This is a genomic window from Planomonospora corallina (genome assembly GCF_042650625.1).
Taxonomy (GTDB): Bacteria; Actinomycetota; Actinomycetes; order Streptosporangiales; family Streptosporangiaceae; genus Planomonospora_B; species Planomonospora_B corallina.
This window is the reverse complement of record NZ_JBHSBM010000004.1, coordinates 1-19,821: the sequence shown is the minus strand read 5'-3', so window position 1 is coordinate 19,821 and position 19,821 is coordinate 1. Positions and strand designations below refer to the sequence as shown.

The window sequence follows — 19,821 nt, the reverse complement described above, 5'->3', positions numbered from 1 at the left end:
GCCGTCCCGCTGCCGGCAGGTCAGGCGGCGGGGCGGAACGCCGCGTCGAGGACGTCGGCGAACAGGCCCAGGGGAGGCATGCCCCGGTCGCCGTTGACGTTCTGCACGGCGATCAGGCCGCCGTCGCGGGTGCCGTACAGGTAGGACCAGTACCGGTGATCAGGCCGCCGTGGCCGTAGACGGTGGTGCCGCACGGCAGGGTGACCGCGGAGACGCCCGGGCCAACGCCCACCTGGCCGACGCCGCTCAGCGCAACGCCCGTCTCCTGGGCCCGGCCACTCCGGTCGGAGTCCGCCTGCAGACCATGAGCGACTTCCTCACCCGGGTCGGCCGGGACCTGACCCGCTCGGCCGAGCACTGGCGCCAGGTCTACTCCACGTGACCGCACAGGGCCCCGCCTTCGCGGCCCTGACCGAACTCGCTCAGAGACCGGTGTGGATGTCCGGGTTCAGCGTGCCCTTGTAGTGCTCGGCGAAGATCTTCGCCACGAGGCCGCCGCGGGTCGACACCCCGACCTTCTCGAACGCCTGCTTGAGGTAGTCGCGGACGGTGTGGGTGGACAGGCAGAGGCTCGCGGCGATCTCCGCGGTGGACAGCCAGCGGCCGTGGACCAGCAGCCGTGCCCGCGCGGTGCCCGTGTCGCGGCCGGCGGCGATGGCGCGGGCCTTGTTCACGACCGCGCGCAGTTCGGCGGGGATGGGCATGACGCCGTGGTCGTCGTCCACGAGGACGTCAACGACGGCGTCGGCGGTTCTCTGCCGCACGCAGAAGACAGAACATGATGCATCATCCCATTCGCCGCCTCCTCGGCCTGACCGCCGCCTGCGCGATCGCCGTAGCGGGCGGGTCGGCCGTCCTCTCCCCCGCCGGCGCGGCGACCGCCCCGGTGACCGCGGCCTTCCAGGACGACCCGTCCGGCCGCTGGGGGCCGATCTACTCCCGTCACTACGGCGGCTCGCGGGCCCATGCCGTCGGCCGCTACGAGCTGGACGAGGAGCACGGCGACAAGTTCACCGTCCAGGCCCGGCTGTACGACCGGGGCTCGCCCTCCCGGCTGTGCGGATATCTCGAGGTCAAGTTCGAGACCGACGACGACGAGAGGGTCGGCGGGGCCAAGAGGTGCGGTCCCAAGGGCTTCGCCCCCTACGGACTCGTCCTCACCGGCTCCGACGTCCCCATCCACCTCTCGGCCCGGGTCTGCTACTGGGACACCGTGACCGAGAGCAAGAAGTACTGCGGCAAGTGGGTCTACGTCTACAGCGCGAGCGAGGAGGAAGAGGAGGAGGAGTAGGAGCACGGCTCCCGCCGCTCCCGCAGACCCGCACCACGAGCGCCGAGAAGGAGCGATCACGCGGACATCCGCCGGACGTACGAACGGGACGGCTTCGGGGCGGCGATGGCGAAGTTCGCCGCGGTCGCCCCTCCTACCGGCTCTCTCCGGGGCGGACCAGCCCGCTCTCGTAGGCGAAGACGACCGCCTGGACGCGCGTGGTCAGATCGAGCTTCATCAGGACCCGGGACAGATGGGTCTTGACGGTCGCCTCGCCCAGGTGGAGCCGGGCGGCGATCTGGACGTTGGTCAGGCCCTGCGCCAGCAGTCTCAGCACGTCCGTCTCCCTGCCGGTGAGCTTGTCGAGCTCTGCGGCCCGGCTCACGGTGCGGGAGGGGTCCGGCTGCCCGGCGAAGGCGGCGATCACCCGCAGGGTCACGGCCGGGTCGAGCAGCCCGCCCCCGGCCGCGACCGTGCGCACCGCCTCGACCAGGTCCTCCGGAGGGGCGACCTTCAGCAGGAAGCCGCTGACCCCCGCCCGGAGCGCGGCGGCGACGTGCGCGTCCTCGTCGAACGTGGTCAGCACGATGACCTTGCTGTCCGGATGGTCGCGCACGAGGCGCCGCGACGCCTCCAGCCCGTCCATGCGCGGCATGCGCACGTCGATCAGGACGACGTCGGGGCGGGTGCGCGCGACGAGGTCGAGGGCCTCCACCCCGTCGGCCGCCTCCCCGACCACCTCGATGCCGGGCTCTCCGCTGAGCACCATCCGCAGTCCCGCGCGGATCATGCCCTCGTCGTCGACGAGCGCCACGGAAATCGTCATGTCGTGTCCCTACCTGGTCCGGGGAATGGGGAATCGGGCGCGTACGGCGAAGCCGCCGTCCGGTTCGGGACCGGCGTGCAGGCTCCCGTGCACCATCGCCAGCCGTTCCCGCATGCCGACCAGGCCATGACCGGTCCGGCCGCTCTCCGCTCCGCGCGGCGCGGACTCCGGCGTCCCGCGCGGGCCGGCGACCGGGTCCTCCGGTCCGCGCGGCGCGGGCCCGTTCCGCACCTCCACGGTGAGCGCCTGGTCGGTGCAGCCGATGGCGACCGCGGTCGGCGCGGCGTCGGCGTGCCGCAGCACGTTCGTCAGAGCCTCCTGGAGCACCCGGTAGGCGGTGAGGTCCAGCACCGGCGGCAGCCGGGGCAGGTCGGCCGGGGCGTCCAGCGTCACCGCGAGACCGGCGGCGCGGACATCCGCGATCAGCTCGCCGAGCCGGGCCAGCGAGGGCCTGGGGGCGGTCTCCTCCCCGTCGGCGCGCTCGCGCAGGATGCCGACCAGGCCGCGCATCTCCTCCACCGTCTGCCGCCCGAGGCGTTCCAGCCCGGCCACGACCTCCTGCTCGGCCGGGCGGTCGGCGAGGATCCGGCGCAGACCGCCCAGCTGCAGCGTCATCACGCTGACCGAGTGCGCGACCGCGTCGTGCACCTCCCGGGCGATGCGTGTGCGCTCCCGCGCGACCGCCGCCCGCGCGTTGATCTCGCGCTCCGCGTCGAGGGCGGCGGCCAGCTCCGCCAGCTTCACGGCGCGCTCACCGCTGCGCCGGGCCAGCAGCCCCATGGACCAGCCGGGCAGCAGGACCGACGGCACGAAGAACAGCTCCCACAGCGAGGCTCCCACGAGCGCCGTACTGGTGAAGGACGCCACCGAGACGCCCAGCGCCACGGCCGACCGGCGCGGAGGCTCGCGCCAGCCCGACCAGGCGACCGCCCCGATCATGCCGATCATCGTCGCGCCGCTCACCCCCGGGGCCCCGAACACGACCGTGCCCACCGGCAGGCAGACGGCCGCGATGACCGTGCCCGCCAGCGGGCGCCAGGCCATGACCGCCAGGCCGGCTCCCATCGCGATCCCGGACAGGCCCGTTGCCGTGGCCGCGGCGCCGAAGAAGTCGTCGAGCCCGGTCTCCAGTACGGCCAGCGCGCCGACCAGGGGCCCGAAGACCAATGGGATGAGGCGTACGTCCCTCAGCCGGGTCATCGTCATCGATCGCCTCCAGGGTGGAACCCCGGACTCCGGACCAGGGTCTTCGACAGCCACCGATCGTAATCGCGGCCGGAACCGCACGATTCCCCCGAATGGGGGACCCGGCCAGCTCACCGGGTCCGTCGAACGGCGGAACCGGCCGGGATCCGCTCCACCGGAGCGCGGACCGATCACGGTGCGCGATGGCTGACGCGCCGCCGCACCCCTGCGCGGGAGGGTTCTTCCCGTACGGACAAGACTCCAGGAGGTACCGCATGACCCCCCTCGCCCCCGCCGCGCCGGCCGCCCCCGCGCCGGAGACCGACCCCGCCGACCGCACGGGCCGGTTCCTGCGGCGCGCCGCGGGCGTGGCCCTGATCGCCGCCCCCGTGCTGCTGCTCGCCGGCATGCTGACCTGCCCGCCGCAGGACTCCGGCTCCGCGGCGGACTACATCACCTCGCTCGCCCGCGACAGCTTCCTGACCGAGCTCTCGGCGATCCTGCTGCACTACGGCCTGATCGCCGGCGGGCTCGGCGTACTGGCCGTGCCCGGGCTGGTCCGGGGCCGCCGGGGCCGCGGGCTGGTGCTCTTCGGCGCGCCGGCCGCCGCGCTCGGCATGCTGAACGTGTCCGGGGCCGTGCGCGACGACTGGTGGCGGATGGTCCTCGGGCAGCGGCTCCCGCTGGACTCCGCGACGCGGATCTCGGACGCCGTGGACGCGGCGGCGTTCATGCCGCTGTGGAGCGGCACGGAGCTGCTGGCCTTCCTCGGCCTGCTCGCCCTGTCCGCCGGGCTCGCCCGCGCGGGCGTCGTCGGCTGGTGGCTGACCGCGGTCTACGCCGGCGCCTTCGCCGCGATGTCGTTCATCCCGATCCACCTGACGTACGCGGTCGGCCTCGCTTTCACGCTGCTGTTCCTGCCGCTCGGCGTCGCCGGTGTGCGTGTGCTCCAGCGCGACCGCGCGGCCGCCTGACGCCGGCGGGAGGCCGGACGCGGCCCGCCCCCGCCGAGCGCGGCCTGTCCTTCCGCGGGGAGTAGCGCCTCCTCACCACACCGGGCACCGGGCGGGCGACCGGCGGCGGAGCCGGTGAACCGGGCCGTCACGACCGGCGGAGCGCCTGCCGTACCTCCATCAGGGCGAAGCCGAGGAGGTTCGGCCCCCGCCACAACTCCGGATGCCCGGCCCGCTCGTCGTCGGCCGCCAGACCGATCCCCCAGACGCGGTCCACCGGGCTGGCCTCGACCAGCACCCGCTCCCCGGTGCCGAGCAGGAACTCTCCCAGGTCGGGGTTCTGGCCGAACTTGGCGAGGTTGCCCCGGACCACGAGGTCGAAGCGGGCCGCCTCCCACACCCGCTCGTCGAAGCCGCGCACCCGCCGTCCCAGGTCCTTGGCCTGCTTGGGATGACCGGCCGCGACGATCTCCGCCGCGGTCTCCTCGTCACCGAACAGCCGTGCCTTGCCGGCCATCATGAAGTGCTCCGCGGTGCGGTAGACGACGCCCTCCACGGTGAAGTCCGCCGGCCACCACTGCGACAGACACCCCGCCCCGATCCCGCCGGAGCGCGGCGGCCGGTGGCCCCAGAACATCAGGTACCTGACCCGCTCCCCCCGCCCGACCGCCGCGACCAGGCTCGCCACATCACGCACGTCCGCCGTCTCCGCCATACCGTGCACCCTGCCAGTCCCTCTCCACCGCAGGCCACCCGGTTTCTCCCCGCCGCCCGGGGCACCGGCCTTCCACCGGCAGACCCCCGCCGAGACCGGCGACCGCCGCCGGACCGCCCCCCGGGCGGGGGCGATCCGGCCTCCGGCCGGGGAGCGCGTCAGTCCGAGGAGAAGGCGGCGTCGAACGAGGCGGCCGGCGGGGTGATCGCGTTGAGCGCGCGGATGTACGCCAGGGCCTCCGGCGCGCCGTGCAGGCGGTCCATGCCCGCGTCCTCCCACTCGATGGAGATCGGCCCGTCGTAGCCGATCGTGTTGAGCGCGCGGAAGCACTCCTCCCACGGCACGTCGCCCCGGCCGGTCGAGACGAAGTCCCAGCCGCGCCGCGGGTCGGCCCACGGCAGGTGCGAGGAGAGCCGCCCGCGCCGGCCGTTGCCGGTCCGCACCTTGGCGTCCTTGCAGTCGACGTGGTAGATCCGGTCGGCGAAGTCGAGGATGAACCCGGCCGGGTCGAGGTCCTGCCAGACCATGTGGGACGGGTCCCAGTTCAGCCCGAACGCCGGGCGGCGCCCGACGGCCTCCAGCGCGCGCACGGTCGTCTCGTAGTCGTAGGCGATCTCGCTCGGGTGGACCTCGTGCGCGAACCGGACGCCGACCTCGTCGAACACGTCGAGGATCGGGTTCCACCGGTCGGCGAAGTCCCGGTAGCCCGCCTCGACCATGGACGGCGGCACCGGCGGGAACATCGCCACGGTGTGCCAGATCGACGAGCCGGTGAAGCCCACCACGGTCGACACGCCCAGCCGGGCCGCGGCCCGGGCGGTGTCCTTCATCTCCTCGGCCGCGCGCCGCCGTACCTCCTCCGGGTCGCCGGAGCCCCAGATCCGGGCCGGCAGGATGCCCCGGTGCCGCTCGTCGATCGGGTGGTCGCAGACGGCCTGGCCGACGAGGTGGTTGGAGACGGCCCACACCCGCAGGCCGTACTTGTCCAGCACCTCGCGCCTGCGCTCCACGTAGGAGTCGTCCGCCAGCGCCTTGTCGACCTCGAAGTGGTCGCCCCAGCAGGCGATCTCCAGCCCGTCGTAGCCCCACTCCGAGGCCAGCCGGCAGACCTCCTCGAAGGGCAGGTCGGCCCACTGGCCGGTGAACAGCGTGATCGGTCGCGTCATGCCACACCCGCTCTCATGATTCCGTGCATGGTCAGGGCACCGCCGTCCACCGGGACCCGGAGGCGGCGCTCTCCTCGACGGCGGCGAGGACGCGCTGCACGCGCAGCCCGTCCTCGAAGGTCGGCGAGGGGTCGGTCCCCGCCGCGATCGCCTCCAGGAAGTCCTTCACCTCGTGGACGAACGTGTGGTCGTAGCCGAGGCCGTGCCCGGGCGGCCACCAGGCCCCCGCGTAGGGATGGTGCGGCTCGGTGACGAGGATCCGCCGGAAGCCCGCCTCCGGCTCGGCCGCGTCGTGGAACCACAGCTCGTTCATGGCCTCGAAGTCGAAGGCCAGGCTGCCCAGCGCGCCGTTGACCTCCAGGCGCAGGGCGTTCTTGCGGCCGGTGGCGAAGCGGGTGGCCTCGAACGAGCCCAGCGCGCCGCCCTCGAACCGGCCGATGAACAGCGCCGCGTCGTCGACCGTGACCTCGCCCCGCTCCCCGGTGCGGCCGGCGCCCGCCAGCCCGCTGGAGTCCTCGGCGAGCGGCCGGTTCCTGACGAACGTCTCGGTGAGCGCCGACACGCCGGTCAGCGCCCGCCCGGTGACGAACTGGGCGGTGTCCACGATGTGCGCGCCGATGTCCCCGAGCGCCCCGGAGCCGGCCTTGTCCTTGCGGAGCCGCCAGACCAGGGGGAAGTCCGGGTCGACGATCCAGTCCTGCAGGTACTGGGCGCGGACGTGCCGGATCTCGCCGAGGCGGCCCTCGGCGACGAGCCGCCGGGCGAGGGCCACGGCGGGCACCCGGCGGTAGTTGAACGCGACCATGGCGCGCACGCCCCGCCCGGCGGCCTCGCGCGCGGCCTCGGCCATCGCCTCGGCCTCCGCGACGCTGTTGGCCAGCGGTTTCTCGCACAGCACGTGCTTGCCGGCGGCGAGCGCCGCGATGGCGATCTCCGCGTGCGAGTCGCCCGGCGTGCAGACGTCCACGATCGCGACGTCGTCGCGGTGGACGAGCCGTTTCCAGTCGGTCTCCACGGCGGCCCAGCCCAGGGACGCGGCGGCGGCGGCCGTGCGTTCCCCGGACCGGCCGCAGAGGACGGCCATGACGGGCCTGACGGGCAGGTCGAAGAAGGCGCCGACGTTGCGCCATGCCTGCGAGTGGGCGCGCCCCATGAAGGCGTACCCGACCATGCCGACCCCGAGTGCCGGCCTGCTGTCTGACACGTGATCTCCCCCGGATCAGGATTCGAAGCCCAGCGGCAGGTATCTGTCCACGTTCTCCTTGGTGACGGTCTCGGAGGCGAGGGTGATCGACTGGGGCACCTCGTTCTCCACCAGGTCGCTCATTCCCCTGCCCTGCGCGATCAGCCGGGCCAGCTTCACCGCCGAGGCGGCCATCGACGGGCTGTAGGTGACCGTCGCCTCCAGCACGCCGCCCGCCTGGATCTCCCGCATCGCGTTGGCCGAGCCGGCGCCGCCGACCATGAAGAACTCGTTCCGGCCCGCCTCCTTGATCGCGGCGAGCACGCCGACGCCCTGGTCGTCGTCGTGGTTCCAGATCGCGTCGATCTTCTTGTGGGCCTGCAGCAGGTTGCTCGCGACCTGGGTGCCGGACTCGACGGTGAACTTGGCGTCCTGCTGGGCGGTGACGGCGTAGCCGTACGTCTTGAGCGCGTCGGCGAAGCCCCTGCTGCGGTCCTGGGTGAGCGGGAGCGTGGCGATGCCCTGGATCTCCAGGATCACCGGGTCCGTCACGCCCTTGTCCTTCAGCTTCTTGCCGATGTAGTGCCCGGCGGCCACGCCCATGCCGTAGTTGTCGCCGCCGATCCAGGTCCGGTAGGAGAGCTTGTCGGGGAAGACGCGGTCGAGGTTGACGACCGGGATGCCGGCGTCGGTGGCCCGGCGGGCGACCTGGTTGAGCTGCTCGCCGTCGTTGGGCAGGATCACCAGGGCGGCGACCTTCGCCTGGATGAGCGTCTCGACGGCGGAGATCTGCTGGTTGACGTCGTTGGTCGGCTCGACCGGCTTGAACTCCACGTCGGAGTGGCGGGCGGCCTCCTCCTGGGCGTTCTTGGCGATGGCCGCGATCCAGCCGTGGTCGGCGGCGGGCGCGGAGAAGCCGATCACGACCCGGGTGCCGGGCCGGTCGTTGTCGGTGCCGCCCGCGGCCGTCTGCTGCGGCGCCGGGGCGGAGGCGGGCTGGGCGGGCTCGTTGCTGGTGCAGGCGGTCAGCAGGACCCCTGCGCCGGCGGCGGCTCCTCCGAGGAGGAAACCGCGCCGGGCGACGCTCTTGTCCATGGAACGTGCCTTCCTTCCGGTGGGGGGTGCCGGCCGGGCCGCGGGACCCGGCCGGGTGCGTGCGCTGAGGCCCGGATGCGTGGTCCGGGTCCAGGTGCGTGCGCTGAGGCCCGGATGCGTGGTCCGGGTCTAGGTGCGTGGTTCGAGGCCGCGCCGCTGGAGGAGCACGGCGGCGACGATGATCAGGCCCTTGGCGATGAGCTGGTCGCTGGTGTTGAGCCCGTTGAGGATGAACAGGTCGGTGATGACGGTGAAGATCAGCAGTCCGAGGATCGAGCCGGCGATGGTGCCGCGGCCACCGGTCAGCAGGGTGCCGCCGATGATCACCGCGGCGATGGCGTCGAGCTCGTAGAGGTCGCCGTGGGTGCTGGAGCCGGTGGTGGTGCGGGCCATGATGATGATCGCCGCGATGCCGCAGCACAGGCCGGACAGGGCGTACAGCAGCACCGTGTGCCGGCGCACGTCGATGCCGGCGAGCCGGGCGGCCTCGGGGTTGCCGCCGACCGCGTAGGTGCGGCGGCCGAAGGTCGTGCGGTTCAGCACGAGCCAGCCGGCCACGACGACGAGGGCGAAGACGTAGACCAGCAGCGGCAGGCCGAGCACCCGGGTGGTGGACAGCTCGACGATGGCGTCGTTCTCCGGGCGGACGAGCTGCGTCTTCCGGTCGGACATGCGCTGGGCGAGGCCGCGCGCGGCCACCAGCATCGCCAGCGTGGCGATGAACGGCACCAGCCTGCCGTAGGCGATGAGCAGCCCGTTGACCAGCCCGGCGCCGGTGCCGACCAGGATCGCGCAGACCGCCATGACGAGCGGGCCGTACGACTGGGTGGCCAGCGTGGTCGCCCAGACCGAGGCGAGGGCCATGATCGCGCCGACCGACAGGTCGATGCCGCCGCCGATGATGACGAACGTCATGCCGACCGTGATGACGCCGATGGTGGAGGCCAGCGCGAGGATGCTGACGAGGTTCGACGACGTGGCGAACGTCTCCGGGGTGGTCACCAGGCCCACGGCGGCGAGCAGGAGCAGCGCCGCGACCAGTCCGAGGTGGTGGATGCGGCCCAGCCGCGCGAGCAGGGACGCCCCGGCGGACCGGGCCGCCCCGGCGGGCGGGCTCTGCCGCGGTGGTCCGTCCACGGGCGGTACGGCCCCTGCGCGTGCGTCCGTCACAGCGCACTCCCTTCCATGATCATGTCCAGTACGCGGGCCTCGTCGAGCTCGCCGGCCGGGGCCTCGTGGATGACCGAGCCCTCCCGGAGCACGAGCACCCGGTCGGCCAGGCCGAGGACCTCGGGCACCTCGCTGGAGACCAGCAGCACGCCGATGCCCTCGCCGGCCAGGCGGCGGATCACCGCGTACAGCTCCGCCCTGGCCCCGACGTCGACGCCGCGGGTGGGCTCGTCGAGCAGGAGCAGCCGGCGGCCGCGGCCGAGCCAGCGGGCGAGCACGGCCTTCTGCTGGTTGCCGCCGGACAGCGTGCGCACCGGCCGGTCGGGGTCGGGCGGCCGGATGTCCAGCTCCCGCACCAGGCGCTCGGCCTCCGCGCGCTCCCGGCGGCGGTCGATCCAGCCCAGCCGGGCGAAGCGGCCGAGCCCGGCGATCGTGATGTTGCGCGCCACGCTCTGGTCCAGCAGCAGCGCCTGCGCCTTGCGCTCCTCCGGCGCCAGCCCCATGCCGAGCCGTACGGCGCGCGCCGTGCTGCCGGGCCGTACCGGCTCGCCGTCGAGGAGCACCCGGCCCGCGCTGGGGCGGCGGGCGCCGTAGACCGTCTCGACGATCTCCGAGCGGCCCGAGCCGACCAGCCCGGCGAGGCCGACGATCTCGCCCTCCCGGACGGTGAACGAGACGTCGGCGAAGCGGCCCGGAAGCGTCAGGTCCTCCACCCGGAGCACCTCGCGACGGCCCCCGGAGGCGCTGCCGGCGCCGTGGGCGCCGGGCTCGGGCCGGGGCGGGAAGACGTACTCCACGTCCCGGCCGGTCATGAGCGAGACGATCGCGGAGGTGGGGGTCTCGCGGGCGGGCAGGCCCACCGCGGCCGTCCTGCCGTCCTTGAGCACGGTCACCCGGTCGCCGATCTCGCGGATCTCCTCCAGCCGGTGCGAGATGTAGACGACGGCGACGCCGCGGGCGGTGAGCTCCCTGATGACCCGGAAGAGGTTGGCCACCTCGTCGTGGGCGAGCGCCGCCGACGGCTCGTCCATGACGATCAGGCGCGCCCGGTGCGAGAGCGCCCGCGCCATGCTGACCACCTGCTTGGCGGCGGCGGGCAGCCGGCCCACCTCGGTGGTGGGCCGCAGCTCGCCGTGGCCGAGCCTGCCCAGCAGCTCGGCGGCGGCCCGGTTCGCCCGGCGGGGCCGGGTGAAGCCGAGCCGGGCGGGCTCGTGGCCGAGGAAGACGTTCTCGGCGATCGTCAGCCCGTCGACCAGGTCCAGTTCCTGGTAGATGGTGGAGACGCCGGCCCGGATGGCGTCCACCGGCCCGGCGAACCGGATCCGCTCGCCGCCGAGCTCGATCGTCCCCTCGTCGGGCCGGTGGGCCCCGGCGAGGATCTTGATGAGGGTGGACTTGCCCGCGCCGTTCTGCCCGAGCAGGCAGTGCACCTCGCCGGCCCGCACGTCGAGGTCGACGCCGTCCAGCGCGCGCACGCCGGGGAACCGTTTGACGATCCCTCGCATGGTCAGCAGTTCGCTCATGGGACCTCCGTCCCGGCGGGCGCGCCGCGGTCACGGCGCGCAGAAGCGGTTACGGCGAAGCGGTTACGGACGAAACGGTTACGGACGAAACGGTTACGGCGAAGCGGTCACGGCGAAGCGGTCACGACGCGGAGAAGACGTGGTCGCTGACGAGCCGGGCACCCCCGATGACCCCGGCGGTGTCCCCCAGCTCGGAGAGCACGATGGGCAGGTTTCCGGTGGCCAGCGGGAGCGACCGGCGGTAGACGACGCTCCTGATCTCCGCGAGCAGCACGTGGCCGATCCGGGACACCCCGCCCGCGATGATCACCAGACCGGGGTTGAAGAAGCTCACCAGGCTCGCGAGGACCTGGCCGACCTGCCGCCCGCCGTCCCGGACGAGCCCGACCGCGGCGCCGTCCCCCAGCGACGCGGCGGCGGCGACGTCCTGGGCGGTGAGCTTCCCGGCGGCCGCGAGGCGCTCGGCGAGGTACGGCGAGCGCGGGGCGATCCTGACCGCCTCCGCGGCGAGCGCGGCCCCGCCGAAGCACGCCTCCAGGCACCCGATGTTGCCGCACGTGCAGGTGGGACCCTGGTCGGCCACCCGGATGTGGCCGATGTCGCCGGCGCTGCCGGACACCCCGCGGTAGATCTGGCCGCCCACGACGATCCCGCAGCCGATGCCGGTGCCGATCTTCACGAGCAGGAAGTCCTCGACCTGCCGGGCCAGGCCCGCGTGCAGCTCCCCCACGGCCATGAGGTTGACGTCGTTGTCGACCACGGCCGGGCAGCCGAGCTCCTGGCTGATCGTCTCCCGCACCGGGTAGCGGTCCCAGCCCGGCATGATCGGCGGGGCGACCGGGACGCCCTCGCGGAAGCTGACCGGGCCCGGCACCCCGACCCCGGTCCCGTGCAACGTGGTGAACAGGCCCTGGTCCTGGAGCTTGCCGAGGAGCGTCAGGGCGCGGTCGAGCACCGCCGCCGGGCCGTCCCGCACGTCGCACGGCTCGGCGACGTGGCCGAGGATCCCCAGCTCGCCGTCGGTCACCGCGACGTCCACCGAGGTGGCGCCGATGTCGATGGCGGCGAACCTGAGCTGGGGCGAGAGCCGCACCATCCTCGATCGCCTGCCCCCGCGCGAGGCGGCCAGCCCGGCCGGCTCGACCAGGTCCATCGCGATGAGGCGGTCGAGTTCAGAGTTGATCTTCGCGCGGGACAGCGCCACGACGTCGTCGACCTCGGCCCGGGACCGTGCCCCGTCACGGAGCAGGCGGAGCAGGGTCGCCTGGTGGACGTTCTCCGGGCGGCTGGAGATGCGCTTCACAGGTCCTCCCACGGCGGGGTGATTGACCAGAAGGTAAGCCGGTTCGGTCGGCTTGTGAAGAGCTTCCCTCAAAAATTTCTCAACTTTCGGCGGCATCAACGAAAGACGGTACGGCCCGGTGGCCCGCCATGCCTGACCGCGCGGCCCCCGATATGTAGGGTCGGAGGCAGGGAAGGACGATCGGTCGCCGGTGACCCGAGGAGGTCGCGTGCACGACGTGTCAGCACCGCCCCTGCACATGCGCCGGAACGGGTTCGATCCCGTTCCCGAGCTCTCCGCGCTGCGCGACGCCGAGGGGGTCGCCCGGGTCCGCACCGTGTTCGGCGTCGAGGCCTGGCTGGTGACCAGGTTCGAGGACGTCCGCACGGTGCTGAGCCACCCGGAGCTGTACAGCAACGCGCGGGTCCCGCCGCTCCTGCGGCCCTCCGGCGCGGAGGAGGGCGGCACGGATGGAGACGGCACGCAGGCCGCCGGGACGCGCGACGGCAACCTGATCGGCTCCGACCCGCCCGAGCACACCCGGCTGCGCCGGATGCTCGCCCCGGAGTTCACCTCGCGCCGGATCCGCAGGCTGGAGCCCCGGATCCGGCAGATCGTCGAGGAGCACCTGGACGCCATGGAGCGCGGCGGCCCGCCCGCCGACCTGGTGGCCGACTTCGCCCTGCCGGTCCCCTCCCTGGTGATCTGCGAGCTGCTGGGCGTGCCGTACGCCGACCGGGACGACTTCCAGCGCACCTCCCGGAAGATGCTCGACGTCTCCCTGCCGCCCGAGGAGCGCATGGCGGCCGCGGAGGAGTCCCGCGCCTACATCGCCGAGCTGGTCTCGGCCATGCGCGAGGACCCCGGCGACGACCTGCTCGGCATGCTCGTGCGCGAGCACGGCGACGACCTCACCACCGCCGAGCTCGCCGGGATCGGCAGCCTGCTGCTGATCGCCGGGCACGAGACCACCTCCAACATGCTCTCCCTGGGCACCCTGGCGCTGCTGCGCCACCCCGACCAGCTCGCGCTCGTCCGCGACGAGCCGGACCGGGTGGAGACCGCAGTCGAGGAGCTGCTGCGCTGGCTGAGCATCGTGCACTCCGGCACGTTCAAGACCACCACCACCGAGGTACGGCTCGGCGGGCGCACCCTCGCCCCCGGCGAGCTGGTGATCTGCTCTCTGCCCGCCGCCAACCGCGACCCCGCCCTCGTGTCCGCCCCCGACACGCTGGACGTCGGCCGGAGCGCCCTCGGGCACGTGGCGTTCGGTCACGGCGTGCACCACTGCCTGGGCGCGCACCTGGCCCGGATGGAGATGCGGATCGCGTTCCCCGCCCTGCTCCGGCGGTTCCCGGGCCTGCGGCTCGCGGGCGAGCCCGTCTACCGCTCCCTCACCGTCGTCTACGGCCTGGAGACGATGCCGGTGGCCTGGTGAGCGCCCGCCGTCCGGTCGAGCGCGTACCGGCTCTGGAAGGCGACGGCCACCGCCATCAGCGCGGCCGGCACCAGGGTGAAGCCCGCGACCAGCGCGGTCAGCGCGGAGTCCGGCTGGGCCACGGCGGTTCCCCCGGTCGTGGAGACGAAGCCTCCGACGGCGAGGACCGCGGAGTACACGTAGGGGCCGACGGCGGTCCCGGTCGCGTCGGTCGCGGTCCACACCCCGGTGTAGGCGCCGGCGCGGGCGGACCCCTGCGCCGCCTCGGCGGCGGCCACCGTGTCCGGGACCATCGAGAAGGCCAGCAGCTGGAGCCCGGCGAAGGCGGTGCCGAGGAAGACGACCACGACGACGGTCGCGGCCACCCCGAGCATCTCGCCGAACAGCAGCGCCAGGGACCCGGCGATGAAGACGCCCTGGGCCGCCAGCAGCCCGCGCTGCTTGCCGATCCGCCGCGAGGCCTGCTGCCAGGCGGGCCCGGCGACCACCGCCGGGCCGAGGAAGCAGCCCATGAGCAGCGCGGTGAGGCCGGTGTCGTGGAAGACGTACTCGGTGTAGAACGGCAGCGCCGCCAGGAACAGGTGCGTGGTGGTGCTGGTGAACAGGTAGGACAGCGCCAGCGCCCGGAAGTCGCGGTCCCCGAGGGCGGCGCGGACGTCGGCGAGGGTGGAGTGGTCCCGCCGGTCCGGCATGCGGAACCCGCAGGTCTCGGTGAGCCGGCGGACCCCGCGCAGCGCGACGAGTCCCGAGACGACCATGAACCCGGCCAGCAGCAGGGCCATCCGGGAGTAGTCGCCGCGCTCCCCCGAGGCCGCCAGGGCCGGCGCCGCGACACCCGCGCCGAGCAGGCCCAGGGTCAGCAGGAGCATCCGGAACATGAAGACGCGGGTGCGCTCGTGGTAGCCGACCCTCAGGTCGGACGGGGTCGTCAGGTAGGGCACCTGGAAGGAGGCGAACAGCACGTTGCCGGCGATGTACCAGCCGCCGACCCAGAGCGCGGCGGCCGGGCCGGTCAGGCCGGCGGGGACCGTGAACATCGCGGCCATGGCCGCCGCCAGCAGCAGCCCCCAGCGGAGCATGCCGCGCCGGTGCCCGGTGCGGCGGGCCTCGCGGTCGGAGAGCGTGCCGAGCAGCGGGTGGACCAGGACGTCGATGGCCTTCGGCAGCAGCAGGGTGAGGCCGGCCAGGGAGACCGGGACGCCGAGGGTGTGGACCATGAAGTAGAGCAGGAGCAGGCCGGGGACGGTGACCCAGACGCCCATGCCGAGCGAGCCGGCGGCGTACGCGGTCAGGTCGAGGGCCCGGGCGCGGGGCGAGCCGCCCCGGACCGCCGTCCCCGCCGTCCCCGCCGTCCCCGCGGTTTCAGCCGTCCCCGCTGTGTCCGCCGTCCCCGCCGTCCCCGCGGTTTCAGCCGTCCCCGCTGTGTCCGCCGTCCCCGCCGTCTCCGCGCCCGGGATCCGGGCGTCCGTCTGCGTGCCGCCCGTCCCCGGGCCGGCCGGTGTGCCGCTCATCCCCGGTCCCGGTGGCGCCGGACGACGCCGGCGGCCAGACCGGCGCCCTCGAACGCGCCGGAGCGGACCCGGCCGGCGAGGGTCCGGGCGACGATCCGGTCGGTCACCGCGGGCAGGTGGCGGGCCAGGAAGAACTCCACCGCCCCCCGGCGGGTGGTCGTCAGGTCGCGGTGCGCCCGGCGGCTCAGCGCGGCGCGGAGCACCGTGCCGACCACGCCCTCCAGCGGCTCGTAGCTGCTCATGCCCTCCAGCGACAGGCCCGCCGCGGCGGTCGAGTCGTGGATGGGGCTGCGCACCGCCGACGGGTAGACGCAGGTGACGCCGACGTGGGTGCCGAGCTCCAGCCGGAGCGCGTCGGCGTAGGCCACCAGCGCCCGCTTCGAGGCTCCGTACGCCGCGGCCAGCGGCAGCTGCATGACGGCCATCCGCGAGGAGAGCATGACGACGCGCCCGCGGGAGGCCACCAGGGCGTCCACGCACGCGGCGGTCACCCGCCAGGTGCCGAGCAGGTTGATGTCGAGCTGGCGGCGGACCTCCTGGCCCGGAGGAAGCTCGGCGGGGGCCGGGCCGCCGATCCCGGCGTTGTTGACGAGCACGTCGAGCCCGCCGAGCCGGTCGAGCGCGGCGGCCACCGCGACCGGCACGCCCGCGTCGTCGGTGAGGTCGCAGGCGAGGACCTCGACCGGGTCGTCCGGGCGCGGGGCCACGTCCAGGCCGACGACGTGGGCGCCGAGCCCGGCCAGCCGGGCGCTGATCGCCCGGCCGAACGTGCCGGAGGCGCCGGTGACGAGGACGCGCAGGCCGCGCGGGTCGCGGAGGCGGCCGGACGGTACGGCGCGCCGGGGGTTCGGGCTGCTCATCGAATCTCCTTGGGTGGGGAGACCCCCGCCTTCAGGCGTGGGGAGGGGGTCAGGCGGAGGTCTCCTCGCGGCGGGTCGGGGTGAACGGCCGGGCGGCGCCGCGGGCGAGCCGGGCCCGCCCTGCCGCGATCTCCCGGGGCAGGCCGGCGACGTACCGGTCGAAGTCGATGCGCATCATCGGACGCCGGTCGGCGCCCCACCGCTCGGTGGCGGAGCGCAGGCCGCGGGCGACGGAGCGCCGCTGCTCCTGCGCGGAGGGCAGCGCGTAGGCCCCGGAGAAGTAGGCGGCGGCCAGCTTCGCCTGCACCTCCAGGACGGGCAGCGCCGCGCCGGTGGACTGCATCAGCCCCACGAAGGCCAGGCTCGGGTCCTTCAGGTGGAAGACCCGCTTGTACAGCGGGAGCCGCTCCGGGTCGGCGCCGAGCCAGTCGGAGGACAGGAAGGGGATGCTCACCCGGTAGCCGGTGGCCCAGACGATCACGTCGACGGGGTCGGCGGAGCCGTCGGTGAAGACGACCCGCTCCCCGTCGAGGCGCTCGATGCCGGGCCGGGCGGCGACCTCGCCGTGGGTGAGGCGGTGCAGGATCGTGTCGCTGATCGTGGGGTGGTTCTGGAAGAGGCCGCCCGAGGGCGCCGGCAGGCCGTAGCTCTGCGGGGTACCGACGGCCAGCCGGAGCAGGGTCTCGGCGACGGTCTGGCGGATCCTCCAGGGCAGCGCGGCCAGCGCGCCCGCGGTCGCGTCCGACGGCCGGCCGAACAGGTACTTCGGCACGATGTGCACGCCGTGTCGGGCGGACAGCAGGACCGGGCCGCGCGCGACGTAAGAGGCGTCGACGGCGATGTCCATGGCGGAGTTGCCCATGCCGACGACGAGCACCCGCCTGCCCCGGAAGACCTCGGCGGTCCGGTAGTCGTGGGCGTGCATCTGGGCGCCGGCGAAGTCACCGGGGTAGCCGGGCTCCGGCCATCGCGGATCCCAGTTGTGGCCGTTGGCGACCACGACGGCGTCGTACCTCTCGGTCTCGCCGGACTCGGTCGTCACGGCCCACGGCCGCCCGCCCTCCCCCCGCCCGGCCTCCTCCCGCTCGACGGAGGCGACCGCGCTGTGGAAGCGCAGGTGCGGGGTGAGGCCGAAGGTCTCGGCGTAGTCGGCGAGGTAGCCGGCGACGAGGTCCGCCGAGGGGTAGTCCGTCCACTCGCGGGGCATCGGGAAGTCGGCGAACTCGGTCCGGCCCTTGCTGGTGTTGAGGTGCAGCGACTCGTAGGCGGGCGACAGGCCGCTGCCGTTGTCCCGGGCCCACAGCCCGCCGGGCCGGTCGCCCTTCTCGTAGGTGACGACCTCGACGCCCGCGCCGAGCATGGCCTTGGTGGCGGCCAGGCCGGCCGCTCCGGCGCCGATCACGGCGACGCGGCGGGAAGTGCTCATGATGCTTCTCCTCGGGGCGGGACCGCCGCGGTTCGCGGATCTCCACGGGCACCGGGCCGCGCCTGGGCGTGCTCCACCCGGGGAACGGCGTCGTTGTACCGCTCCCCAAACCGTAGGGCCTGATCAGGGGCCCGGATATGGTGCGGGTCACGGGTTTTGGTGATCCACTTGTGCGGGCCCACAACGTAGGGGCAGTATCGCGGGGTGCACTCCCGTGACGACTGGACCGCCGTGATCGAGCTCATCGAGCGGGTCCTGCGCGAGGCCGACCTGCTGCCGTCCGTGGTCACCGGCGTGCGCACGATGGTGCGGGAGATCTCGGTCCTGCCGTCCACGGACATCACCGGGCACACCCGGGCGCTGCTGGCCGCGGCGACCCGGGCGCTGGCGGCCAGGCGCGGGCCGACGGAGGCGGAGCTGTCGTTCGTGGAGGAGCTCGCCGTCACCCGCGCCCGGCAGGGGGTGCCCGTCGAGGCGGTGCTGGGCGCCATCCATGTGGCCGAGCGCACGATCTGGTCGAGGGCCCGGGAGCTGGCCGCCGCCCACGGGGTCGGGTCCGACCTCCTGCTCGACGCGCGGGAGCTGTACGACGACTGGGCGGAGGCCGTACGGGCGCGGCTGATCAGGGCCCACCGCGCCACGGGGGTCGGCGAGGGCCCGGACCGGGCCGGCCGGGACGCGGTGCTCGTGCGCCGCCTGCTGGAGGGCGGCTCGGCGGCGGCGCTGGCCGCGGCCGAGGCGGGGCTGCCGGTCACCGGCGGGCTCTGGGTGCTGGCCGCCCGGGCGGGAGAGGGCTCGGCGGGCCTGGAGCGGGCGCTGCGCGAGCACGCCCCGGTGCTGGCCGCGACCGTGGACGGCCTGCTGGTCGGCGTGCTCTCCCGGGCACCCTCGCCGCGCCTCTCCGAGGCCGCGGCCAGAACCGGGACCGGGACCAGAACCGGGGCCGGGACCAGAACCGAGACCGGGACCAGAACCGAGACCGGAGCCGGGACCGGGACCGGGACCCGTGTCGTGGCCGGGACCCGTGTCGTGGCCGGGCTCGCCGGGCCCGCCGAGCCCGAGGAGCTGGCCGCCGTACGGCCTCTGGCGGTCGCCGCGCTGACGGCGGCCGAGGCGGCGGGACGGACCGGTGTGGTGCACATCGCCGGCGTCGCCGGGCTCGCCGCGGTGCTCGGCCGGGCCGATCTGACCGCGGCGCTGCGCGAGCACCACCTGCCGGCGTGGCACGCCCTCGGCGCCAACGCCGAGCCGGTCGCCCGCGCGGTCTGCGCCTGGCTGGACGCGAACCGGGACGTGACGACGGCGGCCGGACGGCTGTTCGTCCACCCCAACACGGTGCGCAACCGGATCCAGCGCTTCACCGACGTCACCGGGATCGACCCGCTCACCACCTTCGGCGCCGTGAACGCCTGGTGGTTGTGCCGCCTCTGGCTGACGCGGGACTGAGGCCTCCCGCAGGACCTCTCACAGGACCGGGACCCCTCGCAGGACCGGGACCACCCGACCGGTCGGAAGCGGGGCCGTCCCCTCCGGAAGCTCCGCGCCACGGGTTCTCCCAGGTCATCCCCTCCGGGACCGCCCCCTCCACAGGACGGCAACGGCCCGGCGTGGCGGCTTCACTTTCCCGGATCGCCACTTATGGTCGATATCACCGCCTGCCGGTGACACGCTCCCAGCCCCCTCGCCCGAGCCGCCGCGCGCGGCGGGCCGCGAGGGAACGAGGGGGTGCTGCGATGGTGCGCGCGGACGCACCGGGGACGGGGCCGGCCCGGCGCTCGGAGCCGATGGTCGCCAAGGGCTGGGTCCAGGGGGTCGCCCTGGTGATGGTCTTCGGGTTCTTCGTGATGGGGCTGCTGGCGCTGCGCACCTACACGGACGCGATGCCGCTGCCCGGGCGGGTCGTCGACGAGCGGGGGCGGACCGTCTTCACGGATGCGGACATCACCTCGGGGCAGCAGATCTTCCTGCGCCGGGGACTGCAGCAGTACGGCTCCATCGTCGGCCACGGCGGCTACCTCGGGCCGGACTACACCGCCGACTACCTGCGCCGCTCGGCCGTCCTCATCGAGGAGGACCTGCGCGCCTCCGGCACGGCGGACCCGAAGGCCGCGGTCACCGAGATGCTCCGCGCCAACCGCTACGACGAGGCCACCGGCACGCTGCGGTTCACCGACGCCCAGGTGCGGGCCTTCGAGGGGCTCAAGCGGCACTACACGGG

The 19,821-nt window shown here is 74.1% G+C and carries 20 protein-coding genes; 6 read left to right on the top strand and 14 right to left on the bottom strand.

All coding sequences use genetic code 11. The annotated features are described in order from the left end of the window. Positions 1-20 precede the first annotated feature (20 nt). Positions 21-194, bottom strand: a complete 174-nt coding sequence (locus tag ACFOWE_RS00590; RefSeq protein WP_377284739.1) for a hypothetical protein — start codon at positions 192-194, stop codon at positions 21-23. Here ACFOWE_RS00590 and ACFOWE_RS00585 point away from each other — a divergent pair. Further along, entirely contained in the window at positions 170-382 is a 213-nt protein-coding gene (locus ACFOWE_RS00585) for a hypothetical protein (protein ID WP_377284738.1), read from the top strand. The two genes, ACFOWE_RS00590 and ACFOWE_RS00585, sit on opposite strands and share 25 nt — an antisense overlap. A gap of 40 nt (positions 383-422) precedes the next feature. On the opposite strand, the gene ACFOWE_RS00580 is transcribed toward ACFOWE_RS00585, so the two are convergent. Then, positions 423-764 (bottom strand): hypothetical protein, encoded by a 342-nt coding sequence (locus tag ACFOWE_RS00580; protein WP_377284737.1) that lies wholly within the window; start codon positions 762-764, stop codon positions 423-425. A 14-nt stretch (positions 765-778) separates the two neighbouring features. Here ACFOWE_RS00580 and ACFOWE_RS00575 point away from each other — a divergent pair, with 14 nt between their 5' ends. After that, entirely contained in the window at positions 779-1,291 is a 513-nt protein-coding gene (locus ACFOWE_RS00575; protein WP_377284736.1) for a hypothetical protein, read from the top strand. 133 nt (positions 1,292-1,424) lie between these two features. Here ACFOWE_RS00575 and ACFOWE_RS00570 read toward each other — a convergent pair whose 3' ends face one another. Continuing rightward, positions 1,425-2,096 carry a response regulator gene (locus tag ACFOWE_RS00570; RefSeq protein ID WP_377284735.1) on the bottom strand — a complete coding sequence of 224 codons (672 nt, stop codon included), beginning with the start codon at positions 2,094-2,096 and terminating at the stop codon, positions 1,425-1,427. Between the two features lie 9 nt (positions 2,097-2,105). Further along, positions 2,106-3,302: a sensor histidine kinase gene (locus ACFOWE_RS00565; RefSeq protein ID WP_377284734.1), complete on the bottom strand. Its 1,197-nt coding sequence runs from the start codon at positions 3,300-3,302 to the stop codon at positions 2,106-2,108. A 254-nt stretch (positions 3,303-3,556) separates the two neighbouring features. Here ACFOWE_RS00565 and ACFOWE_RS00560 point away from each other — a divergent pair, with 254 nt between their 5' ends. Beyond that, positions 3,557-4,255, top strand: a complete 699-nt coding sequence (locus ACFOWE_RS00560; protein WP_377284733.1) for a hypothetical protein — start codon at positions 3,557-3,559, stop codon at positions 4,253-4,255. 127 nt (positions 4,256-4,382) lie between these two features. Here ACFOWE_RS00560 and ACFOWE_RS00555 read toward each other — a convergent pair whose 3' ends face one another. The 7 genes from ACFOWE_RS00555 to ACFOWE_RS00525 all read right to left on the bottom strand — a co-directional run bounded on the left by ACFOWE_RS00555 (position 4,383) and on the right by ACFOWE_RS00525 (position 12,389). Next, on the bottom strand, positions 4,383-4,949 hold the full coding sequence (locus tag ACFOWE_RS00555; protein ID WP_377284732.1) for an NADAR family protein: 567 nt from the start codon (positions 4,947-4,949) through the stop codon (positions 4,383-4,385). A 158-nt stretch (positions 4,950-5,107) separates the two neighbouring features. After that, a complete protein-coding gene (locus ACFOWE_RS00550) occupies positions 5,108-6,115 on the bottom strand; it encodes a sugar phosphate isomerase/epimerase family protein (protein WP_377284731.1) in 1,008 nt (335 codons plus the stop codon). Positions 6,116-6,146: 31 nt separating this feature from the next. Next, positions 6,147-7,319: a Gfo/Idh/MocA family protein gene (locus tag ACFOWE_RS00545; protein ID WP_377284730.1), complete on the bottom strand. Its 1,173-nt coding sequence runs from the start codon at positions 7,317-7,319 to the stop codon at positions 6,147-6,149. Between the two features lie 15 nt (positions 7,320-7,334). Beyond that, positions 7,335-8,393, bottom strand: a complete 1,059-nt coding sequence (locus ACFOWE_RS00540) for an ABC transporter substrate-binding protein (RefSeq protein WP_377284729.1) — start codon at positions 8,391-8,393, stop codon at positions 7,335-7,337. A 129-nt stretch (positions 8,394-8,522) separates the two neighbouring features. Next, a complete protein-coding gene (locus tag ACFOWE_RS00535; protein ID WP_377284728.1) occupies positions 8,523-9,563 on the bottom strand; it encodes an ABC transporter permease in 1,041 nt (346 codons plus the stop codon). Next, positions 9,560-11,086, bottom strand: a complete 1,527-nt coding sequence (locus ACFOWE_RS00530) for a sugar ABC transporter ATP-binding protein (RefSeq protein ID WP_377284727.1) — start codon at positions 11,084-11,086, stop codon at positions 9,560-9,562. Before ACFOWE_RS00530 ends, ACFOWE_RS00535 begins: the two co-directional genes overlap by 4 nt. 121 nt (positions 11,087-11,207) lie before the next feature. Next, positions 11,208-12,389 (bottom strand): ROK family protein, encoded by a 1,182-nt coding sequence (locus tag ACFOWE_RS00525; protein ID WP_377284726.1) that lies wholly within the window; start codon positions 12,387-12,389, stop codon positions 11,208-11,210. A gap of 208 nt (positions 12,390-12,597) precedes the next feature. Between ACFOWE_RS00525 and ACFOWE_RS00520 the strand changes: the two genes are divergently transcribed. Then, positions 12,598-13,806, top strand: coding sequence for a cytochrome P450 (locus ACFOWE_RS00520; RefSeq protein WP_377284725.1), 1,209 nt, complete (start codon positions 12,598-12,600; stop codon positions 13,804-13,806). On the opposite strand, the gene ACFOWE_RS00515 is transcribed toward ACFOWE_RS00520, so the two are convergent. Genes ACFOWE_RS00515 through ACFOWE_RS00505 form a run of 3 tightly spaced genes read right to left on the bottom strand, consistent with a single transcriptional unit; the run spans position 13,773 to position 17,603 of the window. Next, on the bottom strand, positions 13,773-15,317 hold the full coding sequence (locus tag ACFOWE_RS00515) for an MFS transporter (protein WP_377284724.1): 1,545 nt from the start codon (positions 15,315-15,317) through the stop codon (positions 13,773-13,775). The genes ACFOWE_RS00520 and ACFOWE_RS00515 overlap by 34 nt on opposite strands. After that, the gene (locus ACFOWE_RS00510; RefSeq protein ID WP_377284723.1) at positions 15,314-16,177 is read right to left on the bottom strand and encodes an SDR family NAD(P)-dependent oxidoreductase; all 864 of its coding nucleotides are present in this window, start codon (positions 16,175-16,177) and stop codon (positions 15,314-15,316) included. Before ACFOWE_RS00510 ends, ACFOWE_RS00515 begins: the two co-directional genes overlap by 4 nt. A gap of 49 nt (positions 16,178-16,226) precedes the next feature. Next, positions 16,227-17,603 (bottom strand): flavin-containing monooxygenase, encoded by a 1,377-nt coding sequence (locus ACFOWE_RS00505; protein ID WP_377284722.1) that lies wholly within the window; start codon positions 17,601-17,603, stop codon positions 16,227-16,229. A gap of 204 nt (positions 17,604-17,807) precedes the next feature. On the opposite strand from ACFOWE_RS00505, the gene ACFOWE_RS00500 reads away from it, so the two are divergent. Continuing rightward, on the top strand, positions 17,808-19,049 hold the full coding sequence (locus tag ACFOWE_RS00500; RefSeq protein WP_377284721.1) for a PucR family transcriptional regulator: 1,242 nt from the start codon (positions 17,808-17,810) through the stop codon (positions 19,047-19,049). A gap of 287 nt (positions 19,050-19,336) precedes the next feature. Next, the coding region (locus ACFOWE_RS00495; RefSeq protein ID WP_377284720.1) for a hypothetical protein at positions 19,337-19,821 on the top strand (485 nt) is incomplete at its 3' end.

Coding starts and splice junctions, on each gene's coding strand:
- ACFOWE_RS00575 (WP_377284736.1), top strand. CDS start 779: ATGATGCATCATCCCATTCGCCGCCTCCTCGGCCTGACCGCCGCCTGC.
- ACFOWE_RS00570 (WP_377284735.1), bottom strand. CDS start 2,096: ATGACGATTTCCGTGGCGCTCGTCGACGACGAGGGCATGATCCGCGCG.
- ACFOWE_RS00565 (WP_377284734.1), bottom strand. CDS start 3,302: ATGACGATGACCCGGCTGAGGGACGTACGCCTCATCCCATTGGTCTTC.
- ACFOWE_RS00560 (WP_377284733.1), top strand. CDS start 3,557: ATGACCCCCCTCGCCCCCGCCGCGCCGGCCGCCCCCGCGCCGGAGACC.
- ACFOWE_RS00555 (WP_377284732.1), bottom strand. CDS start 4,949: ATGGCGGAGACGGCGGACGTGCGTGATGTGGCGAGCCTGGTCGCGGCG.
- ACFOWE_RS00550 (WP_377284731.1), bottom strand. CDS start 6,115: ATGACGCGACCGATCACGCTGTTCACCGGCCAGTGGGCCGACCTGCCC.
- ACFOWE_RS00540 (WP_377284729.1), bottom strand. CDS start 8,393: ATGGACAAGAGCGTCGCCCGGCGCGGTTTCCTCCTCGGAGGAGCCGCC.
- ACFOWE_RS00530 (WP_377284727.1), bottom strand. CDS start 11,086: ATGAGCGAACTGCTGACCATGCGAGGGATCGTCAAACGGTTCCCCGGC.
- ACFOWE_RS00515 (WP_377284724.1), bottom strand. CDS start 15,317: ATGAGCGGCACACCGGCCGGCCCGGGGACGGGCGGCACGCAGACGGAC.
- ACFOWE_RS00510 (WP_377284723.1), bottom strand. CDS start 16,177: ATGAGCAGCCCGAACCCCCGGCGCGCCGTACCGTCCGGCCGCCTCCGC.
- ACFOWE_RS00505 (WP_377284722.1), bottom strand. CDS start 17,603: ATGAGCACTTCCCGCCGCGTCGCCGTGATCGGCGCCGGAGCGGCCGGC.